Annotated in this window: 18 protein-coding genes, 2 tRNA genes and 3 rRNA genes; 4 read left to right on the top strand and 19 right to left on the bottom strand. The window is 63.9% G+C overall.

Annotated elements, in window-relative coordinates:
* The first annotated feature begins 2 nt into the window (after nucleotides 1-2).
* On the top strand, nucleotides 3-365 hold the full coding sequence (locus P4826_RS09885) for a c-type cytochrome (protein ID WP_317700247.1): 363 nt from the start codon (nucleotides 3-5) through the stop codon (nucleotides 363-365).
* Nucleotides 365-1,633, top strand: coding sequence for an FCSD flavin-binding domain-containing protein (locus tag P4826_RS09890; protein ID WP_317700248.1), 1,269 nt, complete (start codon nucleotides 365-367; stop codon nucleotides 1,631-1,633). Before P4826_RS09885 ends, P4826_RS09890 begins: the two co-directional genes overlap by 1 nt.
* Before the next feature lie 242 nt (nucleotides 1,634-1,875).
* Here P4826_RS09890 and P4826_RS09895 read toward each other — a convergent pair whose 3' ends face one another.
* The 4 genes from P4826_RS09895 to P4826_RS09910 form a co-directional block, all read right to left on the bottom strand.
* Nucleotides 1,876-2,088, bottom strand: a complete 213-nt coding sequence (locus P4826_RS09895; protein ID WP_317700249.1) for a hypothetical protein — start codon at nucleotides 2,086-2,088, stop codon at nucleotides 1,876-1,878.
* Between the two features lie 8 nt (nucleotides 2,089-2,096).
* Entirely contained in the window at nucleotides 2,097-2,420 is a 324-nt protein-coding gene (locus tag P4826_RS09900; RefSeq protein ID WP_317700250.1) for a c-type cytochrome, read from the bottom strand.
* 163 nt (nucleotides 2,421-2,583) lie between these two features.
* The gene (locus tag P4826_RS09905) at nucleotides 2,584-3,561 is read right to left on the bottom strand and encodes a quinoprotein relay system zinc metallohydrolase 1 (protein WP_317700251.1); all 978 of its coding nucleotides are present in this window, start codon (nucleotides 3,559-3,561) and stop codon (nucleotides 2,584-2,586) included.
* Nucleotides 3,558-4,352, bottom strand: coding sequence for a quinoprotein dehydrogenase-associated SoxYZ-like carrier (locus tag P4826_RS09910; protein ID WP_317700252.1), 795 nt, complete (start codon nucleotides 4,350-4,352; stop codon nucleotides 3,558-3,560). Before P4826_RS09910 ends, P4826_RS09905 begins: the two co-directional genes overlap by 4 nt.
* A gap of 469 nt (nucleotides 4,353-4,821) precedes the next feature.
* On the opposite strand from P4826_RS09910, the gene P4826_RS09915 reads away from it, so the two are divergent.
* Complete coding sequence (locus P4826_RS09915; RefSeq protein ID WP_317700253.1) at nucleotides 4,822-5,607, top strand: hypothetical protein; 786 nt, start codon at nucleotides 4,822-4,824, stop codon at nucleotides 5,605-5,607.
* 11 nt (nucleotides 5,608-5,618) lie between these two features.
* Here P4826_RS09915 and P4826_RS09920 read toward each other — a convergent pair whose 3' ends face one another.
* The 3 genes from P4826_RS09920 to P4826_RS09930 form a co-directional block, all read right to left on the bottom strand.
* Entirely contained in the window at nucleotides 5,619-8,594 is a 2,976-nt protein-coding gene (locus P4826_RS09920) for an EAL domain-containing protein (protein ID WP_317700254.1), read from the bottom strand.
* A gap of 110 nt (nucleotides 8,595-8,704) precedes the next feature.
* The gene (locus P4826_RS09925) at nucleotides 8,705-9,364 is read right to left on the bottom strand and encodes an HAD family hydrolase (protein WP_317700255.1); all 660 of its coding nucleotides are present in this window, start codon (nucleotides 9,362-9,364) and stop codon (nucleotides 8,705-8,707) included.
* 39 nt (nucleotides 9,365-9,403) lie between these two features.
* Entirely contained in the window at nucleotides 9,404-11,383 is a 1,980-nt protein-coding gene (locus P4826_RS09930; RefSeq protein ID WP_317700256.1) for a GGDEF domain-containing protein, read from the bottom strand.
* A 95-nt stretch (nucleotides 11,384-11,478) separates the two neighbouring features.
* Here P4826_RS09930 and P4826_RS09935 point away from each other — a divergent pair, with 95 nt between their 5' ends.
* The gene (locus P4826_RS09935) at nucleotides 11,479-12,984 is read left to right on the top strand and encodes an ABC transporter substrate-binding protein (protein WP_317700257.1); all 1,506 of its coding nucleotides are present in this window, start codon (nucleotides 11,479-11,481) and stop codon (nucleotides 12,982-12,984) included.
* A 54-nt stretch (nucleotides 12,985-13,038) separates the two neighbouring features.
* On the opposite strand, the gene P4826_RS09940 is transcribed toward P4826_RS09935, so the two are convergent.
* The 12 genes from P4826_RS09940 to P4826_RS09995 form a co-directional block, all read right to left on the bottom strand.
* Nucleotides 13,039-13,455, bottom strand: coding sequence for a YchJ family protein (locus tag P4826_RS09940; RefSeq protein WP_317700258.1), 417 nt, complete (start codon nucleotides 13,453-13,455; stop codon nucleotides 13,039-13,041).
* A gap of 15 nt (nucleotides 13,456-13,470) precedes the next feature.
* Nucleotides 13,471-14,601 carry an acyl-CoA dehydrogenase family protein gene (locus tag P4826_RS09945; RefSeq protein ID WP_317700259.1) on the bottom strand — a complete coding sequence of 377 codons (1,131 nt, stop codon included), beginning with the start codon at nucleotides 14,599-14,601 and terminating at the stop codon, nucleotides 13,471-13,473.
* 92 nt (nucleotides 14,602-14,693) lie between these two features.
* Nucleotides 14,694-15,884, bottom strand: a complete 1,191-nt coding sequence (locus P4826_RS09950) for an acetyl-CoA C-acyltransferase (protein ID WP_317700260.1) — start codon at nucleotides 15,882-15,884, stop codon at nucleotides 14,694-14,696.
* Nucleotides 15,881-17,707 carry a bifunctional isocitrate dehydrogenase kinase/phosphatase gene (aceK, locus tag P4826_RS09955; protein ID WP_317700261.1) on the bottom strand — a complete coding sequence of 609 codons (1,827 nt, stop codon included), beginning with the start codon at nucleotides 17,705-17,707 and terminating at the stop codon, nucleotides 15,881-15,883. Before aceK ends, P4826_RS09950 begins: the two co-directional genes overlap by 4 nt.
* Nucleotides 17,708-17,740: 33 nt before the next feature.
* A complete protein-coding gene (gene can, locus P4826_RS09960; protein ID WP_317700262.1) occupies nucleotides 17,741-18,403 on the bottom strand; it encodes a carbonate dehydratase in 663 nt (220 codons plus the stop codon).
* A gap of 31 nt (nucleotides 18,404-18,434) precedes the next feature.
* Nucleotides 18,435-19,625 (bottom strand): isovaleryl-CoA dehydrogenase, encoded by a 1,191-nt coding sequence (locus P4826_RS09965; RefSeq protein ID WP_317700263.1) that lies wholly within the window; start codon nucleotides 19,623-19,625, stop codon nucleotides 18,435-18,437.
* A gap of 89 nt (nucleotides 19,626-19,714) precedes the next feature.
* Entirely contained in the window at nucleotides 19,715-20,122 is a 408-nt protein-coding gene (locus tag P4826_RS09970; protein ID WP_317700264.1) for a MerR family transcriptional regulator, read from the bottom strand.
* Between the two features lie 125 nt (nucleotides 20,123-20,247).
* Nucleotides 20,248-20,360: ribosomal RNA gene (gene rrf / locus P4826_RS09975) — 5S ribosomal RNA — on the bottom strand.
* A gap of 126 nt (nucleotides 20,361-20,486) precedes the next feature.
* Nucleotides 20,487-23,359, bottom strand: a 23S ribosomal RNA gene (locus P4826_RS09980).
* A 342-nt stretch (nucleotides 23,360-23,701) separates the two neighbouring features.
* Nucleotides 23,702-23,777 (bottom strand) — tRNA-Ala (locus tag P4826_RS09985).
* Between the two features lie 30 nt (nucleotides 23,778-23,807).
* Nucleotides 23,808-23,884, bottom strand: a tRNA-Ile gene (locus P4826_RS09990).
* An 89-nt stretch (nucleotides 23,885-23,973) separates the two neighbouring features.
* Nucleotides 23,974-25,501 (bottom strand): 16S ribosomal RNA (locus tag P4826_RS09995).
* Together the 16S, 23S and 5S rRNA genes with 2 tRNA genes alongside form the textbook arrangement of a ribosomal RNA operon.
* Nucleotides 25,502-25,751: the final 250 nt, after the last annotated feature.

Below are 25,751 nucleotides of genomic sequence, written 5' to 3' on the forward strand. Positions count from 1 at the left end.
ATATGGCTCAAACGCTTATCCAGCAAGCGCATACAGCTATCAAAAACAGTGCATTTCTGGCCGCCGGTCTGCTGCTGCCAGCACTCTGCACGGCGCAGTCCGCCCCGAGCCCACAGGACACGGCCCTGCTCGCCGGCAACTGCATCACCTGCCATGGCCCCGGCGGCCAGCCACCAGCGGGGGCCGGGAGCAGCATTCCCGCCCTGCGCGGCCAAAGCGCCGCCCGCCTGCTCGAGCGCATGCAGGCCTTCCAGGCCGGGCAGGTGGCAGACGCCACCGTCATGCCGCTGTTGATGCAGGGCTATGACAAGACCCAGATGCAGGCCCTGGCGCGCTGGTTCGCCCAGCCAGCGGAGAAGCCCTGATGGCCAGGCTCCAGCGCCGCCAGTTATTGCTGGGCGCGGCCGGCCTGGCGGCTCCTGCCATCCTGCGCGCCCAGGGCGCGAACGCCCGCGTGGTGGTGGTCGGCGGCGGCTTTGGCGGCGCCACGGTGGCGCGCTACCTGCGCGCCTGGGCGCCACGGGTGCAGGTGACCCTGGTGGAGCCGGCCGAGCGCTTTGTCACCTGCCCGTTCTCCAACCATTACCTGGCCGGGCTGCGCAGCTGGGACAGCATCAGCCACGGCTACGACGGCCTGCGCGCCGCCGGCGTGCAGGTCATCCACGCCCGGGCCGAGGACGTGGATGGCCAGCGGCGCAGCCTGCGCCTGCATACCGGCCAGGAGTTGCCCTGGGATCGCCTGGTGCTCTCGCCCGGCGTGGACATGCGCTGGGGCGCGCTGGAGGGTTACGACGAGGCGGCCGCCGAACTCGCGCCGCATGCCTGGAAGGCCGGCGCCCAGACCCGGCTGCTGCGCCGCCAGCTTGAGGCCATGCCCGACGGCGGCCTGTTCGTGATGGTGATCCCGGACAACCCGTTCCGCTGCCCGCCCGGGCCGTATGAGCGCGCCAGCCTGGTCGCGCATTACCTGCAGCAGCACAAGCCACGCAGCAAGATCCTGCTGCTGGATGCGAAGAACAACTTTTCCAAGAAAGAACTCTTTCTGCCCGCCTGGAAGACCTTGTACGGCGACAGGATCGAATGGGTCAGCCTGGCCGAGGATGGCCAGGTGGTGCGCGTCGATGCCCGGGCGCTGGAGGTGGAGACGCTGTTTGGCACGCGCCACAGGGCCGATGTGCTCAACGTCATCCCGCCGCAGAAGGCCGGCCTAATTGCCGCGCGCGCAGGCGTGCTGGATGCCAGCGGCTGGGCGCCGGTGCGGGGAGAAAATTTTGCTTCCAAACAGGTGGCAGGCATCCATGTGCTGGGCGACGCGGCCCTGGCCGGGCCGATGCCGAAGTCCGGCTTTGCCGCCAACAACCAGGGCAAGCTGGTGGCGGCGGCCATTGCCGCCGAGCTGACCGACCAGCGCGCCCCCACCGCCTGGTACGCCAATACCTGCTACAGCCTGCTGGCGCCGGACTACGGCATCTCGGTGGCCGGCGTCTACCGCGCCGAGCAGGGGCGCCTTGTGGATCTGCCGCACAGCGTGGGCGTGAGCCCGCTGGACGCCCCACCCGCCCACCGCGCCGCCGAGGCGCGGCATGGCGCGGCCTGGTACGCGGCCATCTGCGCCGATATCTGGGATCGTTGAACCTAAAAACCGCAGTTGGATGCGCCCGCCAGTGCCGTGATCGGCGTGCCAGGCAAGGCGCGACGACGCAGCGCACTCCTGTGCGCAAGGAGAAGCAACGCCGCATGGCGCGTCGAGCGCGGTGCTGGCGGGCGCATAGCGCTCTCACCCAAAAGGTGAACGATCCCAAGTAGCACAAAGTCAGATTCCATGCGACTTTTCCAAGGATTACAAGCGGTCAACTGCGGTTTTTAGGTTGAACCTCAAGCGGTTCGGCGCTGTGCCAGCTGCCCCAGGTGGAGCTGCGCCTCACCGTCGCCGCTTTGCGCCAGCCGCTCCCACAGCAGGCGCGCGCGCTGGTAGTCGCCCAGCAGGCAGGCGGCATGGGCCTGCAAGTGCTGGCCCTGGGCATCGGCCGCCGGCTGCAGCATGGCCCAGGCGGCGCCAAGCACGGTATGCGGATGGGTGGCGGCCATGGCCCGGCTCATGGCTTGCTGCTGAGCACCCAGCCGGCCAGCAGCTTCAGATCCTGCGCGCTGAGGCTGGAATGCGCCGGCATGGCGGCGCGGCCCCATTTGCCCTTGGAGCCCATTTGTATGGACTGCGCCAGCGTGGCCACGGCGTCCTTGTCGCCGGCGTACTTCTCGGCCACCGAGTTGAAGGCCGGGCCGACGATCTTCTCGGCCGCGGCGTGGCAGCTGTAGCAGCCATTGGACTTGGCGATCTCGGCGGCCGCGGCCAGGTCGGTGCTGGCGTGGGCGGCTGCGCCAGCGGCCGACAGGAAGGCGAGGAGGATGAGGTTGCGCATGGTGGGGCCCTTCAGGTGGATTCAAAGAGGTTTGGCTTGCTTGCTGCTGATAGGGGCAACATCCATGCCAGCCCCGCCCCGCTGCGGATGCCGCCGCTGCTGTCCATATGCGTGCCAGTGCGCGCGCCAACTGTTCAAAAATGAAGCAGTGCATGTCACAGCTTCACGGCCGTGCGCCCAGGGCCTGCCGCTCGTAGCGCGGGTACCACTGCGCCAGGCTGCGGTGCAGCTCGGCCGGCTGCGCGGCCCAGGCGGCAAAGCGCTCGGGCACGGGTTGGCGCAGCAGCTCGCTCAGGTCCAGCCCCTGCGCGGCGCTGGTCTGCATCAGGGCGGTGAGCCATTGCAGCCAGTCGCGCGTCTGCTCCATGCCCTGCAGGCCGGCATGCACCGGCCCGTGGCTGGGCACCACCAGCCGAAAGCGCCCCTGGGCGTGCCACTGCCGCAGCTGATCCAGGCTGGCCAGCCAGGCGCCGGCATCGGCATGGGGAGTGGTGGGCACGCGATTGGCAAACACCAGGCCGCCGGCAAACAGCACGCCGGTGTGCTCGTCCAGCAGCACCAGGTCGTCACCCGTGTGGCCCTGCAGGCGCTGCAGGTGCAGCACATGGCGCCCCAGGCGCAAGGTCTGCGGCGCCAGCGCCTCACGCGCCGGTGTGGCCTGGGTGGCGCGCATCCAATCGCCACACAGGCGGTAGAGGTTATCGGCATAGGCCTCGCCCTCGGCGCGTTGACCCTCAATGCTGCCGGCCAGCGCCTGGATGGGGACATCGGCCCAGGCCTGGTTGCCAAAGAAGTAGTCGGGGTGCAGGTTCAGGTTCAGCACCTGGCGCACGGGCTGGTCTGTCACGGCGGCGATGGCGCGGCGCTGCTGCTCGCCGTACAGGCGCGAGGGGCCGGTATTGATCACCAGCACGCCCTCGCCGGTGGCGATGAAGGCGGTGTTGATGATGTTGCAGCCGTTGGCACGCGAGAAATCGGCCACCGCGCCCTCGATGACCCAGGTGTTCTCGGCAATGCGGCGCGGCTGCAGGCGGTAGTCCAGACTGGCCATGTCGGGCTGGGCCGGGGTGGGCGGCGCAGGGGGCGTCTGCGCGCCGGCGGCCATGGCGCAGGCGGCCAGCAACAGGGCGGCGGCCTTCATGCGCGCACCTCGGCGGCGATGCGGTTGCCGTTGTTGTCCTGCCCGCTCAGGTGAAATGCCTGGGGGCCCTGGGCCGGCAGCTCAAAGCTCAGCAGCGGGTTTTCCGACACCGGCTCGTGGAGCTGCAGGCGCCACCAGGGCTCGCCCTGCGCGTCCAGCAGCGCGAGGCGCTCAATGTAGAACGCCGGTATGCCGGCCACCAGCCCCGTGTCCATGGGGTGCATGATGTTCACGCGCAGGCGCCGGCTGCCCTCGATAACGTTGTTGAAGATGCGCGCGCGCACCTGGTTCAGCGTGGCGCGCCAGGAGCCGTCGGCGCGCGTGGCGCCCGGCACGGTGCAGCCCCCGCCGGCCGCCTGCACCATGGCGCCGCCCGCATGCCATTGGCCGTCGCGCGTCTGCACCAGCGCACGTATCGGCGAGGCCTGCTCCAGCCGCATGCGAAACGCCAGCATGGGCAGGGCGCGCAGGGGCTCGAACTCCAGCACCTCGCGCACCGGGTTGCGATCGGCCAGCACCAGCATGCGCGCAATGCCGCCACCCACATCCGACAAGGCGCGGGCATCTATCTGCAAGGGCACGTTGAGCGCATCGTCGGCAAAGGCCGGCGTGCGCACCAGCACGGCGTCGGTAAAGCGCACCGGTGCCTTGTCCAGATACTGCTCGTGCAGGCTGGGCCATTGCATGGAGCCCAGGGGGTCGCCCCCGGTGCGATCCGGCGCCGCCCACAGCGGCCCTACGGCCCAGGGGCCGAGCAACGCCGCCCCCAGGCAATCCCTGCGCTTGATCATGATAAGTGCCCTTTCCAACAAACCGCCACGCGGGCGCAACCCTGGGGCAGCAAGCAAAAGCAGTGCCAGAAGAATCGCCATGCCTGCCCGCCAGGGCACAAGGCCGGCTTGTCGCTGTCGTGACAATACTCACAAATTGATAGTTACCAACGCTTACTGGGCAAGGCTCGCGGCCTGGACAGAATCAGATCGAACCTGTGAACAGGCTCACCGCGCACCAAAGTGTCACCCAGGCGCCACCTAGCAAAACATGAAGCGCGCTCAGCATGCGTGCGACGGGGAGGGGTTGCACCGCCAGTCCATATATCCGCGGGGAATGTGTTCACCGGCTCTGCGCGCCTCGGCCCGGCCATCTTCATGCCGCCGGAAAAGAGGGTTGTTTCACCCCGTCATCCACGCATCGCGTTGCGCCGCGCGCCCGATAGTGGAGTACATGGCCTGCATGTCCGACAGGCCGGGAGACCTGATCATGTTGTCACCAGCCCTGATGCCTTCCCTGCCCGCCATGCCCCTGCCGCCCATCATGACCCGCGGCATGCACGACAACCAGGCCCCGGCCCGGGTCGAGGAACGCCTGCCGTTTTCGGTGCGCGTGGTCAGCGATGCCGAGGCGCTGGACAAGGCGGTGCAGATACGCCACGCGGCCTACGCGCGCCATGTGCCGGATCTGGCGCGCACCCTGCTGCAGCCTGAAGCGGCCGACTTTTCCGCCGGCTCCGTGGTGCTGCTGGCCGAATCCCACCTTGATGGCTCGCCCCTGGGCACCATGCGCATACAGACCAACCGCTACGAGCCGCTGGCGCTGGAGCAGTCGCTGGCCCTGCCCGACGACTTGAGCGGCTGCCTGCTGGCCGAGGCCACCCGGCTGGGCGTGGCCGAGGGCCGCGTGGGCACCCTGGTGAAGACCGTGCTGTTCAAGGCCTTTTACCTGTACTGCCTGCACAGCGGTGTCGACTGGATGGTGGTGACGGGCCGCGCGCCGGTCGATCGCCAGTATCTGCGCATGCTGTTCGAGGACGTGTACCCGGAAATCGGCTACATCCCCATGCGGCATGTCGGCAACCTGCCGCACCGCGTGATGAAGTTCGAGGTGCGCACGGCCCAGGAGCGCTGGGCTGCCGTGCGCCACCCCATGCTCAAGTTCATGGTCGAAACGCACCACCCCGACATCAGCCTGGATGCGCCACAAGCGCCCCACGGGGACGTTCAGGCCGTGGATCCCATGCTGCAGCAAGCACCCGCGCAGGTCATGTAAGAGCGAGTCGCTCAGTGAGCGGATCGCCCCGGCGGCAGGCCCGTGGGCGGCTGCGGCGCGGGCCAGGCCTGCAAGACCAGGGAATGCAGCAGGCCCGGATCGCTCACGAAGTCAGCCGCCGAGCGCGCCGCGAGAATGCGCTCGGGCGCTTGCGAGCGGGCTATGGCAAAGCCCTGCACATAGTCCACCCCGATCTCGGCCAGCGCCTGCACCGTGGCGCTGTCCTCGGCCCATTCGGCAATGGTCTTCATGCCCAGGTTGCGCGCCAGGCCGACGATGGCCTCGACGATGGCCAGGTTGGCCGGGTGCTCGTTCATGTTGACGATGAAGCTGCCGTCGATCTTGAGCAGGTCGCCCTTGAGCTGCTTGAGGTAGGAGAACGAGGTGTAGCCCGCGCCAAAATCATCGAACGCCACCTTGGCGCCCAGGGCATGCACCTGGGCAATGAAGCGCCGGGTGTTCTCCAGGTCGTGCAGGGCCACGCTCTCGGTGATCTCCAGGCACAGGCGCGGCGCCACGTCGGCGTACTTTTGCAGCAGCTGCACGGCATCCTGCAGAAAACTCTCGTCATTGAGCGAAGCACCGCTGAGGTTCATGCAGATGAAGCGCGTGTGGCTCAATTGGCGTTGTTGCTCACGCATCCAGGCCAGGGTCTGGCGCAGCACCCAGCGGTCGATCATGCCCATGCGGCCGCTGTTCTCGGCCGCCGTGATCAGGCGTGGCGTGGGCACGCTCTGGCCGGCGGCGTCACGCATGCGCAGCAGCACCTCGAAATTGAGTGAACGCTCGGGCTCGCGCAGCGACATGATGGGCTGCATCTCCAGGTACAGGCCCTGCAGCTCGTCCGACGCGGTCAGCTGGCCGGCCAGCAGTATCTCGGCCTCATGCTCCTGCAGCGCACGCGAGTCATGCTCAAACACCACCAGGTGGCTGCCGCTGCTTTGCTTGGCCTCGCGGCAGGCACGGTCGGCGGTGGAGATCGCATCCTTGGCCGAGCTGCCAGGCGCCGCCTCGATCAAACCCACGGAGCCGCGCACATGAAAAGACCGGTCACCCACCCGATAGGGCAGATGGCCAATCTGGTCAACGATGCCCTGGCACAGGGCAGTAGCCTGCGCCAGGCCCAGGCCGGGCATGAGGATGATGAATTCATCGCCCCCCATGCGCCCCATGTGCATGCCAGGCTGCAGCAGCGCCGTCACCCGGGTGCAGACCTGGCGCAGCACCTCGTCGCCGGCGTAGTGGCCAAACAGGTCATTGATCAGCTTGAAGCGATCCAGATCCAGATAGGCCAGTGCCAGGGCCGGGCCGGTCTGCGCGGACTGCAGCGCCCAGTCCAGCTCGGCGCGAATGCCGTCGCGGTTGAGCACCTGGGTCAGCGGGTCATGGTGGGCCAGGAACTGCAGGCGCTCCGTGGCCAGGGAGCGCTCGGTCACGTCCTGCAGCGAGCCTTCGATGCGTGCGCCGGAGCGCGAGGCCTTCACCAGGAAACGGCGTCCCTTGGGCGAGCGCGCATGGGGCCGTCCTGCCAGTTCGAACTCCACCGCCGGCTGGCGGTTCAGCGACTGCAGCATGCGCAGCCAGTCCATGGAGGCGAAGTACTGATCCCAGTGGTTGTTGCCCCGTGCCAGCACCACCGGGCCCAGCGCCGCGTGCAGCGCGGGGTTGGCGGCGATGAAGCGACCCTCCAGATCCAGCGTGAACAGCCCCAGCGGCGTCACCTCGTAGCTGTGCTGCAGCTCGGCCTGCGCGTGAATGCGCTCCTGGTGCTCCTGGCGCATCTGCGCGGCGATGGCCATGGTGGCGAGCAGGCTGGATGCCAGTGCCGCCGTCACGCTGTTGACCGAGCCAATCCAGGCCTGCAGCCCGAAGGCCGCCGCCACGACCTCGTACAGGCTGGACAGCAGCATCACCGCAATCGCCGCGCCATACCAGGCCGCCACCGGCGAGCGCGTGATGGCGATGATGCGCCCCAGGATGATCACCAGCAGCATGCTGCCGACGACCGTGGCCACCCAGATCAGCGGCAGGAATTGCGCATAGGACAGCGTGGCTGACAACAGCAACAGAAGCGCGCAGCTCCATTGCAGCCAGATCAGCACCCCTGACGCGGCGCATTTCGCCAGCTCTTCCCGGAACAGCGTGCGAAACAGTGCAAAGGTCAGCACATACAGCAGCGCCAGGGTGATGGGACGCCCTTGCAGCAACCAGGCAACCGGCATGTCATGCCCCAGCCAGCGCTGATCCCAGCCGGCGGACAGGGCGCCCATGCGCAGATTGATCAGCAGCCAAACAGCGAACAGCACATAGCTGGGATTGCGGTTGATCAGGCCGGTGAGGAAGACGAACAGCACCAGCATCAGGATGCCGCCCTCCAGCAGGCCGGCGTTGTGCTCGAAGGCCTGGATGGCCGTCTGCAACGAGGCCTCGTCCCACTGCAGCACGCTCAAGCGCGCTGGGCCGACAAAGTTGGCGCGGCACAGCACCGGCGCGCCGGGCTGCAGGCCCTGCAGCCGCAGGCCAAAGCCGCTGCGCGAGTCAAACAACCGCCCCTGATGGCCCGCGAGGTCGCCCTCGCCCAGTGGCTGCAGCTGGGCACCGCCCCAGCAGGCCAGGCGCACCAGATGGCGCGAGGGGAACTCGATCACCGCCGGGCCGTCCGGCTGCGGCGCCGGCACGGGGAAGTCGAACCAGAACGGGGTTTCCTTCAGCTGGGTATCGCGCAGCAGCACCGGCTGCTGTGCCTCGAGCGCGGCCAAGGCAGCGGCGGGGCCAAGGTCGGCGCCAGCGTCTTCGAGCACACGCATGGCCACCGGCCGGGGATCATCGTGGGCAAAGTGCGGCGCCCAGGTGAACAAGGCCCACAACGACAACACCAGCACGGCCCCGGGCAGGGCATAGATGAGCAGCCAGGTCAAGACGTGATCCAGCCCACCATGCAAACGGCTCCAGAAGGGTAGCGCGGCGGGGGTGGCGTAAGGCTTCACGTGCGATATCTGCGGGCAGGAATGTCAGGGATGGCGGAATAGCGGCTTAGTGAGTACCAACCTTGGCAATTGATCTCTTTTTGTTATTTTCGTTCGATTCTGCTTGCAACTTAAATCATTTTGGTCAACAAGGCCATGTCGCTGAGCACCCACTGCGCCCCTGCAGCCCGCAGCGCAGCGGGCGAGCCGTGGCCCACGCCGTCCGGGCTGAAGCCCACCACGGTGGCGCCTGCGGCCACCCCGGCCTGCACGCCGGTGACCGTGTCCTCGACCACCAGGCAGCGCGCGGGCGGCACGCCCAGGGCCGCGGCGGCGGCCAGATAGACGTCGGGCGCGGGTTTGGTGGCCGGCATTTCATGGCCGCTGAAGATGCGCCCGGCAAACAGGGGCGCCAGGCCGACCTGTGCCAGCTGCATCTCCACCTTCTGCCGATCGGCACCCGAGGCGCAGGCAATACGCCCCTGCAGCCGCGCATGCACGGCGCGCACGGTCTCCACGGCATTCGGAATGGCCACCAGCTCGGCCTGCAGGCGCGCGTTGCGGCGGGCGTAGAACTCGGCCATCCAGGCATCGGTCAGCGGGCGGCCGGTCCGGGCCTCGATGCGCGCCGTCTCGCTGCGCACGGTCTTGCCTATGAACAGGCGCATGCATTCCTCGGGCGGCAGCGGCCAGCCGGCCTCATTGAGCATCTGGCACAGCACGCCGTTGGTGATCGGCTCGCTGTCCACCAGCACGCCGTCACAGTCAAACAAGATCGCGTCAAACATCATGGGTCATGGGGTTGGGTGGTTGCCCCTGGCCCACCAGGGCTATGAATGCAGGGCCTGCATGCAGTCTGCACCAAACAGCACGACGCGGTTGCGCCCGGTCTGCTTGGCCGTGTACAGGGCGGCGTCGGCCTGCTGGAACAGGGCCTGCGCGGCATCGGCGCCCGGATAGTGCGCCGCCTGCAGGCTGGTCACGCCCATGCTCAGGGTCACGCTGTCGCAGCAGGCGCTGCCACGGTGCGGCAGTGCCAGCTGGCGCACGGCATCCTGCAACCGCAGGGCGACGGCCATGGCAGCGGGGGCATCAGCGCCGGGCAGCAGCACGGCGAACTCTTCGCCGCCATAGCGCGCCAGCAGGTCGCCCGCGCGGCCCAGCAGGGCCGACATGGCCGTCGCCACCTGCTGCAAGCATTGGTCCCCCGCGACATGGCCGTAGCTGTCGTTGTAGGCCTTGAAATGGTCCACGTCGATCATCACCAGCGCCAGCGGCTGGCCCTCGCGCTGGGCTCGGCTCCACTCCTGGGTCACGGCCTCGTGCAGCGCCAGGCGGTTGGCCACCTGGGTCAGCGGGTCCAGGCGCACCTGCGCCTCCAGCGCCACGCGGTAGCGCGCCAGCTGCTGCTCGGTGTGCTTGCGCTCGGTGATGTCCTGCACCGTGCCGGTCATGAGCAGCGGTTCATTTTCCGAGGCCTGACTGTATTCCCCCCAGACCTCCACCCAGCGCTCCTGCCGGTCACCGTGGCGCAGGATGCGGTACTGGGTGCGCAGCGGCGTGCGCTCCATCATGGCCTGGCCGTGGATCCGCAGGGTTTGCACGCTCTCGTCCGGGTGCAGCATGGTCATCCATTGGCGCAAGCTCATGCGGCCCTCGTCGGGCAGGCCGAAGATGGCGCTGGCCATGCGCGACATGACAAAGGCCTCGCTGCGTGTCTCATAGGTGAAATAACCCACGGTGGCGGCCTTCTGCGCGTTGTCCAGCCAGCGCAGGTTGCGTTCGAGCTCGCGCTTCAAGGCACGCTCGCGCCGCCAGGCGCGCCACTGCCACAGCAGCACGACCAGGCCCAGCGACAGCAAACCCAGGCTGACAAACAGGCTCAGGCCCAGCCATTCACGGCGCTGGGCATCGGTGAAGGCATCGCCCACATCCACCTTGGAGAGCAGCAGCCAGGGGGAGTCGGCCACGGCGCTGGCGACGGCCAGCACCTCCTGGCCACGATAGTCATGGGCGTAGAAGGCGCCGCGCACCCCGGTGGCGGCCATGGCCATGGGGTCGCGCCCGCCCTGTACCAACGGCAGGCGCAGCGCCCCTGACTCGCTGCCGCGCAGGGGCAGCGGGCTGAGCGAGACCACCTCGTCGCCACTGCGCTGCACCAGCACGGATTCGGCCGTGGGGCTGTGGTTGGGCCAGGTCTCCAGCAGCGGATACAGGGTGGCGCGCGCATCCACCAGCAGCCACACGGCGCCCAGCGCACGCGTACCATCGAACAGGGGCGCGATCAGGCCGTAGAAGGCAAAGGCAAACGCCGGGTCGCGGCGCAGCTCGACGACGACCGGCCGGGCCTGTGCCAGCGCCAGCTGCAGGGCCTGCTGCTCGGGCTCTGGCAGCTGTCCGGTGACGGCGCCCTGGGCGTCCAGCAGCAGCCGGCCCTGCGCATCGACCAGGTAGGCCGCGGTGTAGCGCACCTGCTCCATGAGGATGGTCAGGCGCTCGCGCAGCGCCGCCTGCTGGGGCGATGACGGCGCGCCGCGCCACTGCGCCACGGCCCGGGCAAACAGGCTGTCCTGCGTCAGCGCCGCAGCCTCGGCCATGCGCCGCGCACGCCAGTCGGTGACGGCGCGCAGCTGCAGCTGGTTGACAGCCTGCAGACTCCCCTCGATCTGGTGGCGGTAGCGCTGCTCGCGCTCCTGGTAGACATGCGACAGCCCCCAGGCCATGCCGCCCAGCAGCAGGGCCACCAACAGCAACAGCAGCCATGCGCGCGAGCGCGCGTGGTGCGGCGGCATGGTGTCGGGCGCTTTCATGACAAGTGGCGGGCGAATGAAAACAGGAGAAGGGGTCGTCAAACCCCGGATGTTATGTCACAGTTTGTATCCCTCCGCAACAATACCCCAATACCATGCCAGCAACTGCCCTTACCCGCCGCTCCTGCCTGGCCCAGTCGGCCGCGCTATGCCTGGGCACATGGGCCGCCGGCCCCGCCCAGGCCCGCTCCACCCGGCGCGCCGTGGTGATCAACATGGCACTGGAGCCCGACAGCCTGGACCCAACCATGGCCGCGGCGGCGGCCGTGGGCGAGGTGACGCATTACAACGTGCTGGAGGGTCTGACCCGCATCGAGGAAAACGGCGCGGTGGCGCCGCTGTTGGCCGAGTCCTGGAGCGTGGATGGCACGGGGCGGCATTACCACCTGCGCCTGCGCCAGGGCGTGCGCTTTCACGACGGCGCGGCCTTCGATGCAGCGGCCGTGCGGTTCAGCTTCGAGCGCGCCGTGGCCCCCAGCGCGACAAACAAGGCGCGCAAGGCCTTGTTCGACAACATTGCCAGCATCGGCACGCCGGACGCGCACAGCGTGGCCCTCACCTTGCACCACCCGGACCCGCAGTTGCTGTTCCGTCTGGGCGAGGGGCCGGCCGTGATGCTGCACCCGGCCACGGCGGCCCAGGCCGCCACCCGCCCCGTCGGCACCGGGCCCTACCAGGTGGCGCAGTGGCGCCGTGGCCACGGCATCGAGCTGGCCCAGGCGCCCATGTACCGCCAGGCGGCAAGGCTGCGCATGCACCAGGCCAGCTTTCGCTTTCTGCACGACCCCCTGGCGCAGAACGCCGCGCTGCGCTCCGGCGAGATCGACGTGGCGTTCAACTTCGCCACGCAGACCGTGCGTCGCTTCCAGGATGAAACCGGCTACCAGGTGCTGATAGGCGCCTCCACCGGCAAGGGCCTGCTGGCGCTGAACCAGCGGCGCGCACCGCTCAATGATGTGCGCGTGCGCCGCGCCATCACCCACGCCATCGACCGCGAGGGCTTCATACGCAGCGTGCTCGACGGCCGCGGCGTGGCCATTGGCAGCCACTTCAGCCCGGCGGATGCAGGGTATCTGCACCTGGCCAACATGTACCCCCATGACCCGGAGCGTGCCCGCGCCCTGCTCAAGAGCGCCGGCGTTGCCACGCCGCTGCGCCTGACCCTGGCCTTGCCGCCGGCGCCCTACGCGCACGAGGGCGGCCCGGTGATCGCGCAGGACCTGGCCCGCGTCGGCATCGTGGCCGAGCTGCAGCGCCTGTCCTGGGAGCAATGGCTGAACGGCCCGTTCAAGGGCCAGTTCGACATGACGCTGATCAACCATGTGGAGCCGCTGGACTACCGGATCTACGCCGACCCGGGCTACTACTTCGGCTATGACAGCCCGGCATTCCGCGACCTGGTGCAGCGCCATGGCGCCGCCGACAACGCACGCGAGCGCCAGTTGCTGTGGGCCGAGCTGCAGCGCCAGCTGGCGCGTGATGCCGTCAACGCCTGGATCTTCGCGCCCCAGGTGGGCACCGTGGTGCGCAAGGGGCTGCGCGGCACCTGGATGAACTACCCCATCTTCGTGCACGACATTGCTGCCATGTGGTGGGAGTAGTGCTTTAAATTTGATAGCGTGCTGCGCTTGCCATACAAGCGTTACAGCCACTATTTATATAAGTTTTCCATCTACGTAGTACCAGCGCCCCTGCTCGCGCAGGAAGCGGCTGCGCTCGTGCAGGCGGTGTGCCCGGCCCGTGGCGTCGCGCTGGCGGGCGACGAACTCGACCTCGGCATGCGTCTCGTCCAGCGGCAGATGGGCGCGCACCTGCAGGCCCAGCCAGCGCGTACCAGGCTCGAAGTCGAGCCGCGCCGGCCGGTGCGCGGCCTGCCAGGTGGCCAGCAGGTAGGCCGCGTCCTCACGCACGAAGGCCGTGTAGCGCGAGCGCATCAGGCTCTCGGCATCGGGCGCCGGGCATTGCGCGAAATGGTCGATATAGCGGCCGCAGCATTGCGCATACGGCAGCGCACGCCGGCGGCTGTCGGTGCGGCCGCAGGGGCAGGCGGGCAGTGCGCTGGCGGCAGGCATGAACGGGCCCGGCCCTCAGGCCAGCGCGCGCTGGATGATGATCTTCTGCACGTCGCTCGTGCCCTCGTAGATCTGGCACACGCGCACGTCGCGGTAGATACGCTCCACAGGGAAGTCGCTCACCACGCCGTAGCCGCCCAGCGTCTGTATGGCGGCGCTGCACACGCGTTCCGCCATCTCGCTGGCGAACAGCTTGGCCATCGCCGCCTCCTTCAGGCAGGGGCGGCCCGCGTCGCGCAGGGCGGCGGCGTGCCAGATGAGCTGGCGTGCGGCCTCGATCTGCGTGGCGCAGTCGGCCAGGCGATGGCCCACGGCCTGGTGGTTGAAGATGGACTGGCCGAAGCTCTCGCGCTCCTTGGCGTATTGCAGGGCGAATTCAAAGGCGCTACGCGCCATGCCCACGCTTTGCGCGGCGATGCCTATGCGCCCACCCTCCAGCGCGCCCAGGGCGATCTTGTAGCCCTCGCCCTCGGCGCCGATCAGGTTGTCCGCCGGGATGCGGCAGTCGTCGAAGTTGATCTGCGCCGTGTCGCTGCTGTGCTGGCCCAGCTTGTCCTCCAGCCGCGCCACCACATAGCCGGACGTGCTGGTGGGCACGATGAAGGCGCTCATGCCCTTCTTGCCCGCGCCCTTGTCGGTGACGGCGATGACGATGGCCACCTGGCCGTTCTTGCCGCTGGTGATGAACTGCTTGACGCCGTTGATGACGTATTCGTCGCCCTGCCTCACCGCCGTGGTGCGCAGCGCGGAGGCGTCCGAGCCCACATGCGGCTCGGTCAGGCAGAACGCGCCCAGCATCTCGCCGCGCGCCAGGGGGGCAAGCCAGTCGCGCTGTTGCCGCGCATTGCCGTAGCGCATGAGGATGGCGTTGACCGGGCAGTTGGTGACGCTGATGGCGGTGCTGGTGCCGCCATCGCCGGCGGCGATTTCTTCCAGCACCAGGGCCAGCGACAGGTAGTCCAGCCCGGCGCCGCCGAGATCCTCGGGCACGCAGATGCCATACGCGCCCAAGGCGGCCAGGCCCTGGTGCGCGTCGCGCGGAAAGTGGTGCTCCTTGTCCCAGCGCGCGGCGTGGGGCCAGAGCTCTTCCTGGGCGAACGCACGCACAGCGTCGCGGATCATTTCCTGGTCTTGGGTCAGCAGCATGGTCGTGCTCTCACAAAATAGTGGCTTGTGGCCAAAAATGCCGCCAACGCCTATGAAATAAGCGCCAACAGCTATTGAAAAATGAGCAAGCCTCAGATCAGCTCGATGGCCATGGCCGTGGCCTCGCCGCCGCCTATGCACAGCGTGGCCAGGCCGCGCTGCAGGCCGCGGGCCTTGAGCGCATGCACCAGCGTGACCAAAATGCGCGCGCCGCTGGCGCCTATGGGGTGACCCAGCGCGCAGGCGCCGCCGTTGACGTTGACCTTGTCGTGGGGAATCTTCAGATCCGCCATCAGGGCCATGGGCACGACGGCGAAGGCCTCGTTGATCTCCCACAGATCCACGTCGCCCACCTGCCAGCCGATTTTCTTCAGCAGCTTCTCGGTCGCACCCACCGGGGCGGTGCTGAACCATTCCGGCGCCTGGGCATGGGTGGCATGGCCGACGATACGCGCCAGCGGCTTGCAGCCCAGCCGCTGGGCGGTGGACGCGCGCATCAGCACCATGGCGGCGGCGCCATCGTTGATGCTGGAGCTGGACGCTGCGGTGATGGTGCCGTCCTTCCTGAAGGCGGGCTTGAGGCTGGCGATCTTGTCCAGGCGGGCCTTGGCCGGGCCTTCGTCCACGCTGACCGTGACCTCGCCCTTGCGCGTCTTGAGCGTAACCGGGGCAATCTCGGCGTCGAAGGCGCCGCTCCTGGCGGCCTCCTGTGCGCGCGTGACGCTGGCGATGGCAAAGGCGTCCTGCTGCTCGCGCGTGAACTGGTACTTGGCGGCGCAATCCTCGCCAAAGGTGCCCATGGAGCGGCCGGGCTCGTAGGCGTCTTCCAGGCCGTCGAGCATCATGTGGTCGAACACCTTGTCGTGGCCCATGCGGTAGCCGCCGCGGCCCTTCTTCAGCAGGTAGGGTGCGCCGCTCATGCTCTCCATGCCGCCGGAGACCATCACCTCGCGGCTGCCGGCGATCAGCTGGTCATGGGCCAGGATGGTGGCCTCCATGCCGGCGCCGCACATCTTGGACAGGGTCACCGCGCCCGTGCTTTGCGGCAGCCCGCCCTTGAAAAGCGCCTGGCGCGCCGGCGCCTGGCCCTGGCCGGCCATCAGGCAGTTGCCGAACAGCACCTCCTCGACCAGCGCGGGCGCAATACCGGCGCGCTCAACGGCGGCCTTGATGGCGACGCCGCCCAGGTCATGCGCGGCCAGGTCGGCGAAGTCGCTCATGAAGCCGCCCATGGGCGTGCGCGCGGCGCTGACGATGACGACGGGGTCTTGGTGTTGGCTCATGTGATATCTCCTGGGGGTTGGGTTGGTAACGGCACGCCGCCAAAGCGCCGCGTGCTGTCGTAGGGAAACACGTCATAGACATGGCCGGCCTGTATGCGCTCTTTGTGCGACTGCCAGAAATCCACGTCCAGCAGATCCGCATGGTGGCGCATAAAGGCGGCACGCACGGCGTCGTTGCCGAGCAGGAAGGGGCCGAAGGTTTCGGGGAAGACATCGTGCGGGCGCACCGGCCACCAGATTTCGCCCGACAGCTCGTCCTCCTCGCAGCGTGGTGCGGGCACGCGGCGGAAGTTGCAGTCGGTGAGGTATTCGATCTCGTCGTAGTCGTAGAACACCACCTTGCCGTTGCGCGTCATGCCGAAGTTCTTCCACAGCATGTCGCCGGGGAAGATGTTGGCGGCCACCAGATCCTTGATGGCGTTGCCGTATTCGAGCACGGCATGCTCCAGCGCGCTGGCTGACTCGGGTTCGTCCAGGCCGGCATCCAGGCATTCCTGCAGGTGGATGTTCAGCGGGATCATGCGCCGCTCTATGTACAGGTGGGAGATGATGACCTCCTGGCGCCCGTCACCATCGCGGTCGCTGATCTCCAACTGGCTGGGCGCATGCTTTTGAATTTCCGCGATCAGCTCATCGCTGAAGCGGTCGCGCGGAAAGGCCACCAGACTGTATTCCAGCGTGTCGGCCATGCGGCCCACGCGGTCATGCTGCTTGACCAGCAGATATTTGGCCTTGACCTGCTCACGCGTTGTGTCTTTGGGCGCCGGGAAATGATCCTTGATGAGCTTGAACACATAGGGAAAGCTCGGCAGGTCGAAGACCAGCATCACCATGCCCTTGATGCCGGGCGCAATGCGGAACTGGTCGCTGGAATAGCGCAGATGGTGCAGGAAGTCGCGATAAAACAGCGTCTTGCCCTGCTTGGCCAGGCCCAGCGAGATGTAGAGCTCGGCCCGGCGCTTGCGCGGCATCAGCGTGGCCAGGAACTGCACGTAGGCGCTGGGAATCTCCATGTCCACCATGAAGTAGGCGCGCGCAAAACTGAACAGCATCTGCAAATCGTTCTCGCCGAACAGCGCGGCATCGATCACCAGCGTGCCCTGCTCGCCATGCAATATGGGCAGCGCGAACGGCAGCTCGGTGAAGCCGTTGATCAGCTTGCCCACCACGTAGGCGCCCTTGTTGCGAAAGAACAGGCTGGTCAGCACCTGGATCTGGAAATTGCTGCGCAGCTTGGCGGCGCCCAGCTGCTGCTGCATGGCGCGCACCACGCAGTCCACGTCGCGCCGCAGGTCGGCAAACGGGCGCTGCAGCGCAAACTGCTCGATGATGTCGGCCACCGCCTGGTGCAGGCCATCGCCCGCCGGGTAGTAGGCGCGGTAGGTGGGGCGCGCGCCGGGGTCTTCGCTTTCTATGTACTCGGTGCTGACGGCAGGCCAGACAAAGATGAAGTCGTTGTGGAAATGGGTGCGGTGCAGGATCTTGGTGGTGACCGAGTTGAAGAAGGTCTCGGCCAGCTCGGGGCGCAGGTGGTTCACCATCAGGCCGATGTAGTGCAGCTTGACCTGGTGCCACACGACCATGGGCAGGGCGCCGGCGTTGAACTCCTTGTCCAGCCGGCGCACACATTCCTTCACGCGCAGGTCGTAGAACTCTATGCGCTCGCGCTGCGCGCGCTGCTGGCCGTGCCAGTCCGCCGTCTCGAAACGGTGCTTGGCGCGCGCCGATTCGGCACGGAACAGACGGTAGTGGCGGTTGAAGCCGTCCAGCATCGCCTTGGCGATGTCAAAGGCCTGCGGGGCGTCCAGCCGCTGCGGAAACATGGGGCCTGCCTGCGCTGTGCCGTGGCCCGTGGGCTATTGGCGCGCGCGCTGCGCCACCTGCTCCACGGCGGCCTGGTGCACCTCGTGCAGACCGCCCACGCCGGGCACGGTCATGTGCAGATTGGTGATCAGGCCATTGCGCAGGCCATAGCACCAGCCGTGGATCTGCACCTTCTGGCCGCGCGCCCAGGCATCCTGCATCACCGTCGAATGGGCGATGTTCAGCACCTGCTCGATGGCGTTGAGCTCGCACAGCGCGTCGTGGCGCCATTGCAGGTCGATGCCGTCCAGCAGCGCGGCATGCTTGTCGCGCACATCCTTTACATGGCGGATCCAGTTGTCCGCCAGGCCCACGCGCACATCCTCCAGCGCCGCCAGCACGCCGCCGCAGCCGTAGTGGCCAACGACCATCAGGTGCTCCACCTTCAGCTGATCGACCGCGTACTGGATGGTGGACAGGCAATTGAGGTCGGTCGGCACAACCACGTTGGCGACGTTACGGTGCACGAACACCTCGCCCGGCTCCAGGCCCGTGATCTGGTTGGCCGGCACCCGGCTGTCGGAGCAGCCTATCCACATGTAGCGCGGCTTCTGCTGCGCCATCAGGCCGGTGAAAAAGCCGGGTTTTTCGCGCTCCATCCGCGCCGCCCAGGCGCGGTTGTGCTCAAAGAGGTCGTTGATGGAGCTGCTGGGCATGGGCTTCCTTGGTGGTTACGGGGCGCTTACCTTAGCAAGTTTCGGCGAACAGCTCACGGCCTATCAGCATGCGGCGGATCTCGCTGGTACCGGCGCCGATCTCGTACAGCTTGGCATCACGCCACAGGCGGCCCAGCGGGTACTCGTTGATATAGCCATTACCACCAAAAATCTGCACCCCCTCGCCCGCCATCCAGGTAGCCTTCTCGGCCGTCCACAGGATCACGCTGGCGCAGTCCTTGCGCACCTGGCGCACATGCTCGGCACCCAGCATGTCCAGATTTTTGGCCACGGTGTAGGCGAACGACCGCCCAGCCTGCAGCACGGTGTACATATCGGCCACCTTGCCCTGGATAAGCTGGAACTCGCCAATGCTCTGGCCAAACTGCTTGCGGTCGTGGATGTAGGGCACGACGTTGTCCATCACTGACTGCATGATGCCGAGCGGCCCGCCGGTGAGCACGGCGCGCTCGTAATCCAGTCCACTCATCAGCACCTTGGCGCCGCCGTTGACCATGCCCAACACGTTCTCCGCCGGAACCTCCACATCCTGGAACACCAGCTCGCCCGTATGGCTGCCGCGCATGCCCAGCTTGTCGAGCTTTTGCGCAATCGAAAAGCCCTTCATGCCCTTTTCAATCAGAAAGGCCGTGACGCCGCGTGCGCCCAGCTCGGGCTCGGTCTTGGCATAGACCACCAGGGTGTCGGCGTCCGGGCCGTTGGTGATCCACATCTTGCTGCCGTTGAGCAGGTAGTAACCGCCCTTGTCCTCGGCCTTGAGCTTCATGCTGATGACGTCGGAGCCGGCGCCCGGCTCGCTCATGGCCAGGGCGCCCACATGCTCACCGCTGATCAGCTTGGGCAGGTACTTGGCCTTTTGCGCCGGGTTGCCGTTGCGGTTGATCTGGTTCACGCAGAGATTGCTGTGCGCGCCATAGGACAGGCCCACGGATGCACTGGCGCGCGAAATCTCTTCCATGGCCACCATGTGCGCCAGATAGCCCATGTTGGCGCCGCCAAATTCCTCAGGCACGGTGATGCCGAGCACCCCCAGGTCACCGAACTTGCGCCAGAGATCCATGGGAAACTGGTCATTGCGATCGATCTCCGCCGCGCGTGGCGCGATCTCGGACTGGGCAAACTCGCGCACGGCATCGCGCAATGCGTCAATGTCTTCGCCCAACTGAAAATTCAGGCCTGGCAACTGGGTGGCAATGCTCATGGAGTCTCTCCTGGAAGGGGGTGTGAGATGGATACCTATCGCCGGCAGACCGCAAAAGCCCTGGCGCATTACGTTTACGTAAACGTCAATTATGCTGTAGTTTCAGCCGTCGGTGGTTCAATTTTTCCGAGCAGATCCATGGCTTCACGCTCATGTTCACGCAACTCGTCGAGATTGGCCTGCAAGTCGCGCATCTGCAACTCCAGTTGCTTGCGGTGCATGGCTAAAACCTCCAGGAATTTGCGTAGCTGCACCCCAGTGTCGCGTGGGCTGTCATAGAGGTCGATGATCTCCTTGGCCTCATTCAATGACAGGCCCAGGCGCTTGGCTCGCAACGTCAACTTGAGCCGCGCCCGATCGCGCCCGCTATAGACGCGGTTGCGCCCACCTGGCCCCGCGCGTTCGGGGCGCAATAGACCCATGTCTTCGTAGAAACGCATGGCGCGGGTAGTCAGATCAAACTCCCGTGCCAGATCACTGATGCTGTAGGTTGGCATGTCTTGACGTTAACGTGAACGTCAATGCTACCGCAGCTTGCGCGTGTGAACCGAGACACGCATCAAACCCCCAAAGCAAAACGCCCTCCCACTATGTAAGTGGGAGGGCGGTTTGGGCTGTAATAGCCTGACGATGACCTACTTTCACACGGGGATCCGCACTATCATCGGCGCGAAGTCGTTTCACTGTCCTGTTCGGGATGGGAAGGAGTGGGACCGACTTGCTATGGTCATCAGGCATAACTTGGAGCTATGCAGTCGGTGTGTGACTGCACGGCGAATTCATAGAGTCTGGAATCAGGTGTGTATTTGATTGCGTACTTGGCATAACAGTCTTTGCTCGTGTTGGAGCAATCAAAGTTATAGGGTCAAGCCGCACGGGCAATTAGTACTGGTTAGCTTAATGCATTGCTGCACTTCCACACCCAGCCTATCAACGTCGTGGTCTACAACGACCCTTCAGGGGGCTCAAGGCCCCGGCAGATCTCATCTTGAAACGAGTTTCCCGCTTAGATGCTTTCAGCGGTTATCTCTTCCACACTTAGCTACTCGGCAATGCCACTGGCGTGACAACCGATACACCAGAGGTGTGTCCACTCCGGTCCTCTCGTACTAGGAGCAGGCTTCCTCAAATCTGCAGCGCCCACGGAAGATAGGGACAAAACTGTCTCACGACGTTTTAAACCCAGCTCACGTACCTCTTTAAATGGCGAACAGCCATACCCTTGGGACCGACTACAGCCCCAGGATGAGATGAGCCGACATCGAGGTGCCAAACACCGCCGTCGATATGAACTCTTGGGCGGTATCAGCCTGTTATCCCCAGAGTACCTTTTATCCGTTGAGCGATGGCCCTTCCATACAGAACCACCGGATCACTATGTCCTGCTTTCGCATCTGCTCGACTTGTCAGTCTCGCAGTTAAGCACGCTTATGCCATTGCACTATCGTCACGATGTCCGACCGTAACTAGCGTACCTTCGAACTCCTCCGTTACGCTTTGGGAGGAGACCGCCCCAGTCAAACTGCCTACCATGCACTGTCCCCGATCCCGATAAGGACCTGGGTTAGAACCTCAAACGCACCAGGGTGGTATTTCAACGTTGGCTCCATGTGATCTAGCGACCACACTTCAAAGCCTCCCACCTATCCTACACAGATCCGTTCAAAGTCCAATACAAAGCTACAGTAAAGGTTCATGGGGTCTTTCCGTCTTTCCGCGGGGAGATTGCATCATCACAAACATTTCAACTTCGCTGAGTCTCAGGAGGAGACAGTGTGGCCATCGTTACGCCATTCGTGCAGGTCGGAACTTACCCGACAAGGAATTTCGCTACCTTAGGATCGTTATAGTTACGGCCGCCGTTTACTGGGACTTCAATCAAGAGCTTGCACCCCATCATTTAATCTTCCAGCACCGGGCAGGCGTCACACCCTATACGTCCACTTTCGTGTTTGCAGAGTGCTGTGTTTTTATTAAACAGTCGCAGCCACCGATTTTTTGCAACCCCTTTCGGCTCCCTTTGTACAAGTTCACCTAATCAGGGCATACCTTCTCCCGAAGTTACGGTATCAATTTGCCGAGTTCCTTCTCCTGAGTTCTCTCAAGCGCCTTAGAATACTCATCTCGCGCACCAGTGTCGGTTTGCGGTACGGTCGTCAATAGCTGAAGCTTAGTGGCTTTTCCTGGAAGCAGGGTATCACTCACTTCGTCTGCAAGCAGACTCGTTATCACCCCTCATCTCAGCCCGGCGGATTTGCCTACCAGGCACGACTACAGGCTTGAACCACCTATTCCAACAGGTGGCTGAGCTAACCTTCTCCGTCCCCACATCGCACTATTGATCGGTACAGGAATATTGACCTGTTTCCCATCAGCTACGCATCTCTGCCTCGCCTTAGGGGCCGACTCACCCTACGCCGATGAACGTTGCGTAGGAAACCTTGCGCTTACGGCGAGCGGGCTTTTCACCCGCTTTAACGCTACTCATGTCAGCATTCGCACTTGTGATACCTCCAGCATCCGTTACCAGACACCTTCACAGGCTTACACAACGCTCTCCTACCACGCACAGTAAACTGTGCATCCGCAGCTTCGGTAACTGGCTTAGCCCCGTTACATCTTCCGCGCAGGACGACTCGATCAGTGAGCTATTACGCTTTCTTTAAATGATGGCTGCTTCTAAGCCAACATCCTGACTGTTTTAGCCTTCCCACTTCGTTTCCCACTTAGCCAATTTTAGGGACCTTAGCTGGCGGTCTGGGTTGTTTCCCTCTTGAGTCCGGACGTTAGCACCCGGTGCTCTGTCTCCCAAGCTGTACTCTGCAGTATTCGGAGTTTGCCTTGGTTTGGTAAGTCGCCATGACCCCTAGCCAAAACAGTGCTCTACCCCCGCAGGTAATACTTGAGGCACTACCTAAATAGTTTTCGGAGAGAACCAGCTATTTCCAAGTTTGTTTAGCCTTTCACCCCTATCCACAGCTCATCCGCTGGTTTTGCAACACCAGTCGGTTCGGACCTCCAGTACCTGTTACGGCACCTTCATCCTGGCCATGGATAGATCACTTGGTTTCGGGTCTACACCCAGCGACTGAACGCCCTGTTCGGACTCGATTTCTCTACGCCTCCCCTATTCGGTTAAGCTCGCCACTGAATGTAAGTCGCTGACCCATTATACAAAAGGTACGCAGTCACCCTTGCGGGCTCCTACTTTTTGTAAGCATGCGGTTTCAGGATCTATTTCACTCCCCTCCCGGGGTTCTTTTCGCCTTTCCCTCACGGTACTGGTTCACTATCGGTCGATGATGAGTATTTAGCCTTGGAGGATGGCCCCCCATGTTCAGACAGGGTTTCTCGTGCCCCGCCCTACTTTTCTCTAGCTCAGTACCACCAGTCGGTTTTCACATACGGGGCTATCACCCACTATGGCCGGCCTTTCCATGCCGCTTTGTTAACCGTCTGACTATCACTAGAAGGCTCCTCCGATTTCGCTCGCCACTACTTTCGGAATCTCGGTTGATGTCTTTTCCTCGAGCTACTTAGATGTTTCAGTTCACTCGGTTCGCCTCGCAACCCTATGTATTCAGGTTGCGATACCCTTGCGGGTGGGTTTCCCCATTCAGAGATCTCCGGATCACAGCTTATTTGCCAGCTCCCCGAAGCTTTTCGCAGGCTATCACGTCTTTCGTCGCCTATCATCGCCAAGGCATCCACCACATGCTCTTAGTCACTTGACCCTATAACTTTGACTTCTTTTGCAAGAAGCTTCCATTTCGAGTTCAAAGACTTGCGAGGTCTCGCACCTCGCGCGTTATGCCGTAATGTGAATGTTTCTTCGGTTGCGTCTTTCAACGCAGCCTCGAGAACGATTCGTCATTACTTGAACAAAATTGCTTCTGTTCGTTTTGACGCAATCAAATTTAGGTTGCTAGCGGCACGGTGCGCCTTTCGGCGCTTTCCGCTAGCAACGCTGATTCGACTCTATGAATTTTTAAAGAACAGCCGTGTCAATCGATCTATATCGATCAACGCCAAAGCAGCCTCTTGCAAAGCCGCTTTGGTGTTGAACTTCTCTTGGATGGTGGAGGATGACGGGATCGAACCGACGACCCCCTGCTTGCAAAGCAGGTGCTCTCCCAGCTGAGCTAATCCCCCCAGGATTTCTCTATCCTCGCGTTGGACGCTTGGTGGGTCTAGTTGGGCTCGAACCAACGACCCCCGCCTTATCAAGACGGTGCTCTAACCAGCTGAGCTACAGACCCATTCCTCAGCACCAGGATCTCTCCTGCCACCTTGGCTTGTTCCAACAACCGATAAGTGTGGGCGTTCAATCTTGAATGCGGTTTTCCAGAAAGGAGGTGATCCAGCCGCACCTTCCGATACGGCTACCTTGTTACGACTTCACCCCAGTCACGAACCCCGCCGTGGTAAGCGCCCTCCTTGCGGTTAGGCTACCCACTTCTGGCGAGACCCGCTCCCATGGTGTGACGGGCGGTGTGTACAAGACCCGGGAACGTATTCACCGCGACATTCTGATCCGCGATTACTAGCGATTCCGACTTCACGCAGTCGAGTTGCAGACTGCGATCCGGACTACGACTGGCTTTGTGGGATTGGCTCCCCCTCGCGGGTTGGCAACCCTCTGTACCAGCCATTGTATGACGTGTGTAGCCCCACCTATAAGGGCCATGAGGACTTGACGTCATCCCCACCTTCCTCCGGTTTGTCACCGGCAGTCCCATTAGAGTGCCCTTTCGTAGCAACTAATGGCAAGGGTTGCGCTCGTTGCGGGACTTAACCCAACATCTCACGACACGAGCTGACGACAGCCATGCAGCACCTGTGTGCAGGTTCCCTTTCGGGCACAATCCCATCTCTGAAATCTTCCTGCCATGTCAAAGGTGGGTAAGGTTTTTCGCGTTGCATCGAATTAAACCACATCATCCACCGCTTGTGCGGTCCCCGTCAATTCCTTTGAGTTTCAACCTTGCGGCCGTACTCCCCAGGCGGTCAACTTCACGCGTTAGCTTCGTTACTGAGTTAATTAAAACCCAACAACCAGTTGACATCGTTTAGGGCGTGGACTACCAGGGTATCTAATCCTGTTTGCTCCCCACGCTTTCGTGCATGAGCGTCAGTGCAGGCCCAGGGGATTGCCTTCGCCATCGGTGTTCCTCCGCATATCTACGCATTTCACTGCTACACGCGGAATTCCATCCCCCTCTGCCGCACTCCAGCGATGCAGTCACAAAGGCAGTTCCCAGGTTGAGCCCGGGGATTTCACCTCTGTCTTACATCACCGCCTGCGCACGCTTTACGCCCAGTAATTCCGATTAACGCTTGCACCCTACGTATTACCGCGGCTGCTGGCACGTAGTTAGCCGGTGCTTATTCTTACGGTACCGTCATGGACCCCAGGTATTAACCAGAGTCTTTTCGTTCCGTACAAAAGCAGTTTACAACCCGAAGGCCTTCATCCTGCACGCGGCATGGCTGGATCAGGGTTGCCCCCATTGTCCAAAATTCCCCACTGCTGCCTCCCGTAGGAGTCTGGGCCGTGTCTCAGTCCCAGTGTGGCTGATCATCCTCTCAGACCAGCTACAGATCGTCGGCTTGGTAAGCTTTTATCCCACCAACTACCTAATCTGCCATCGGCCGCTCCGTCCGCGCGAGGTCCGAAGATCCCCCGCTTTCATCCGTAGATCGTATGCGGTATTAGCAAAGCTTTCGCTCCGTTATCCCCCACGATCGGGCACGTTCCGATGTATTACTCACCCGTTCGCCACTCGTCAGCATCCGAAGACCTGTTACCGTTCGACTTGCATGTGTAAGGCATGCCGCCAGCGTTCAATCTGAGCCAGGATCAAACTCTATAGTTCGATCTTGAAATTTAAAGTCTTTCGACTTCCACTCAAAAAAGAAATTGAAGCGAAAACTCACTTCTCTCTCTCATGAGCGTTTGATAGTTCCGAAGAACTTGGCATTCGCCATCAAACGCCCACGCTTATCGGCTGTATGTTGTTAACGATCCCACAAGCCAAAATTGCTTTCAACTTGCTTACTCTGCTGCGATCAGCGAAGCCTTGAATTATACAACAGATTTTAAAGTCCTGTCAAACTTTATGGTCT

The organism is Diaphorobacter limosus (genome assembly GCF_033100095.1).
GTDB classification, from domain to species: Bacteria; Pseudomonadota; Gammaproteobacteria; order Burkholderiales; family Burkholderiaceae_C; genus Alicycliphilus; species Alicycliphilus limosus.

Coding starts and splice junctions, on each gene's coding strand:
- P4826_RS09885 (WP_317700247.1), top strand. CDS start 3: ATGGCTCAAACGCTTATCCAGCAAGCGCATACAGCTATCAAAAACAGT.
- P4826_RS09890 (WP_317700248.1), top strand. CDS start 365: ATGGCCAGGCTCCAGCGCCGCCAGTTATTGCTGGGCGCGGCCGGCCTG.
- P4826_RS09895 (WP_317700249.1), bottom strand. CDS start 2,088: ATGGCCGCCACCCATCCGCATACCGTGCTTGGCGCCGCCTGGGCCATG.
- P4826_RS09900 (WP_317700250.1), bottom strand. CDS start 2,420: ATGCGCAACCTCATCCTCCTCGCCTTCCTGTCGGCCGCTGGCGCAGCC.
- P4826_RS09905 (WP_317700251.1), bottom strand. CDS start 3,561: ATGAAGGCCGCCGCCCTGTTGCTGGCCGCCTGCGCCATGGCCGCCGGC.
- P4826_RS09910 (WP_317700252.1), bottom strand. CDS start 4,352: ATGATCAAGCGCAGGGATTGCCTGGGGGCGGCGTTGCTCGGCCCCTGG.
- P4826_RS09915 (WP_317700253.1), top strand. CDS start 4,822: ATGTTGTCACCAGCCCTGATGCCTTCCCTGCCCGCCATGCCCCTGCCG.
- P4826_RS09925 (WP_317700255.1), bottom strand. CDS start 9,364: ATGATGTTTGACGCGATCTTGTTTGACTGTGACGGCGTGCTGGTGGAC.
- P4826_RS09930 (WP_317700256.1), bottom strand. CDS start 11,383: ATGAAAGCGCCCGACACCATGCCGCCGCACCACGCGCGCTCGCGCGCA.
- P4826_RS09935 (WP_317700257.1), top strand. CDS start 11,479: ATGCCAGCAACTGCCCTTACCCGCCGCTCCTGCCTGGCCCAGTCGGCC.
- P4826_RS09940 (WP_317700258.1), bottom strand. CDS start 13,455: ATGCCTGCCGCCAGCGCACTGCCCGCCTGCCCCTGCGGCCGCACCGAC.
- P4826_RS09945 (WP_317700259.1), bottom strand. CDS start 14,601: ATGCTGCTGACCCAAGACCAGGAAATGATCCGCGACGCTGTGCGTGCG.
- P4826_RS09950 (WP_317700260.1), bottom strand. CDS start 15,884: ATGAGCCAACACCAAGACCCCGTCGTCATCGTCAGCGCCGCGCGCACG.
- aceK (WP_317700261.1), bottom strand. CDS start 17,707: ATGTTTCCGCAGCGGCTGGACGCCCCGCAGGCCTTTGACATCGCCAAG.
- can (WP_317700262.1), bottom strand. CDS start 18,403: ATGCCCAGCAGCTCCATCAACGACCTCTTTGAGCACAACCGCGCCTGG.
- P4826_RS09965 (WP_317700263.1), bottom strand. CDS start 19,625: ATGAGCATTGCCACCCAGTTGCCAGGCCTGAATTTTCAGTTGGGCGAA.
- P4826_RS09970 (WP_317700264.1), bottom strand. CDS start 20,122: ATGCCAACCTACAGCATCAGTGATCTGGCACGGGAGTTTGATCTGACT.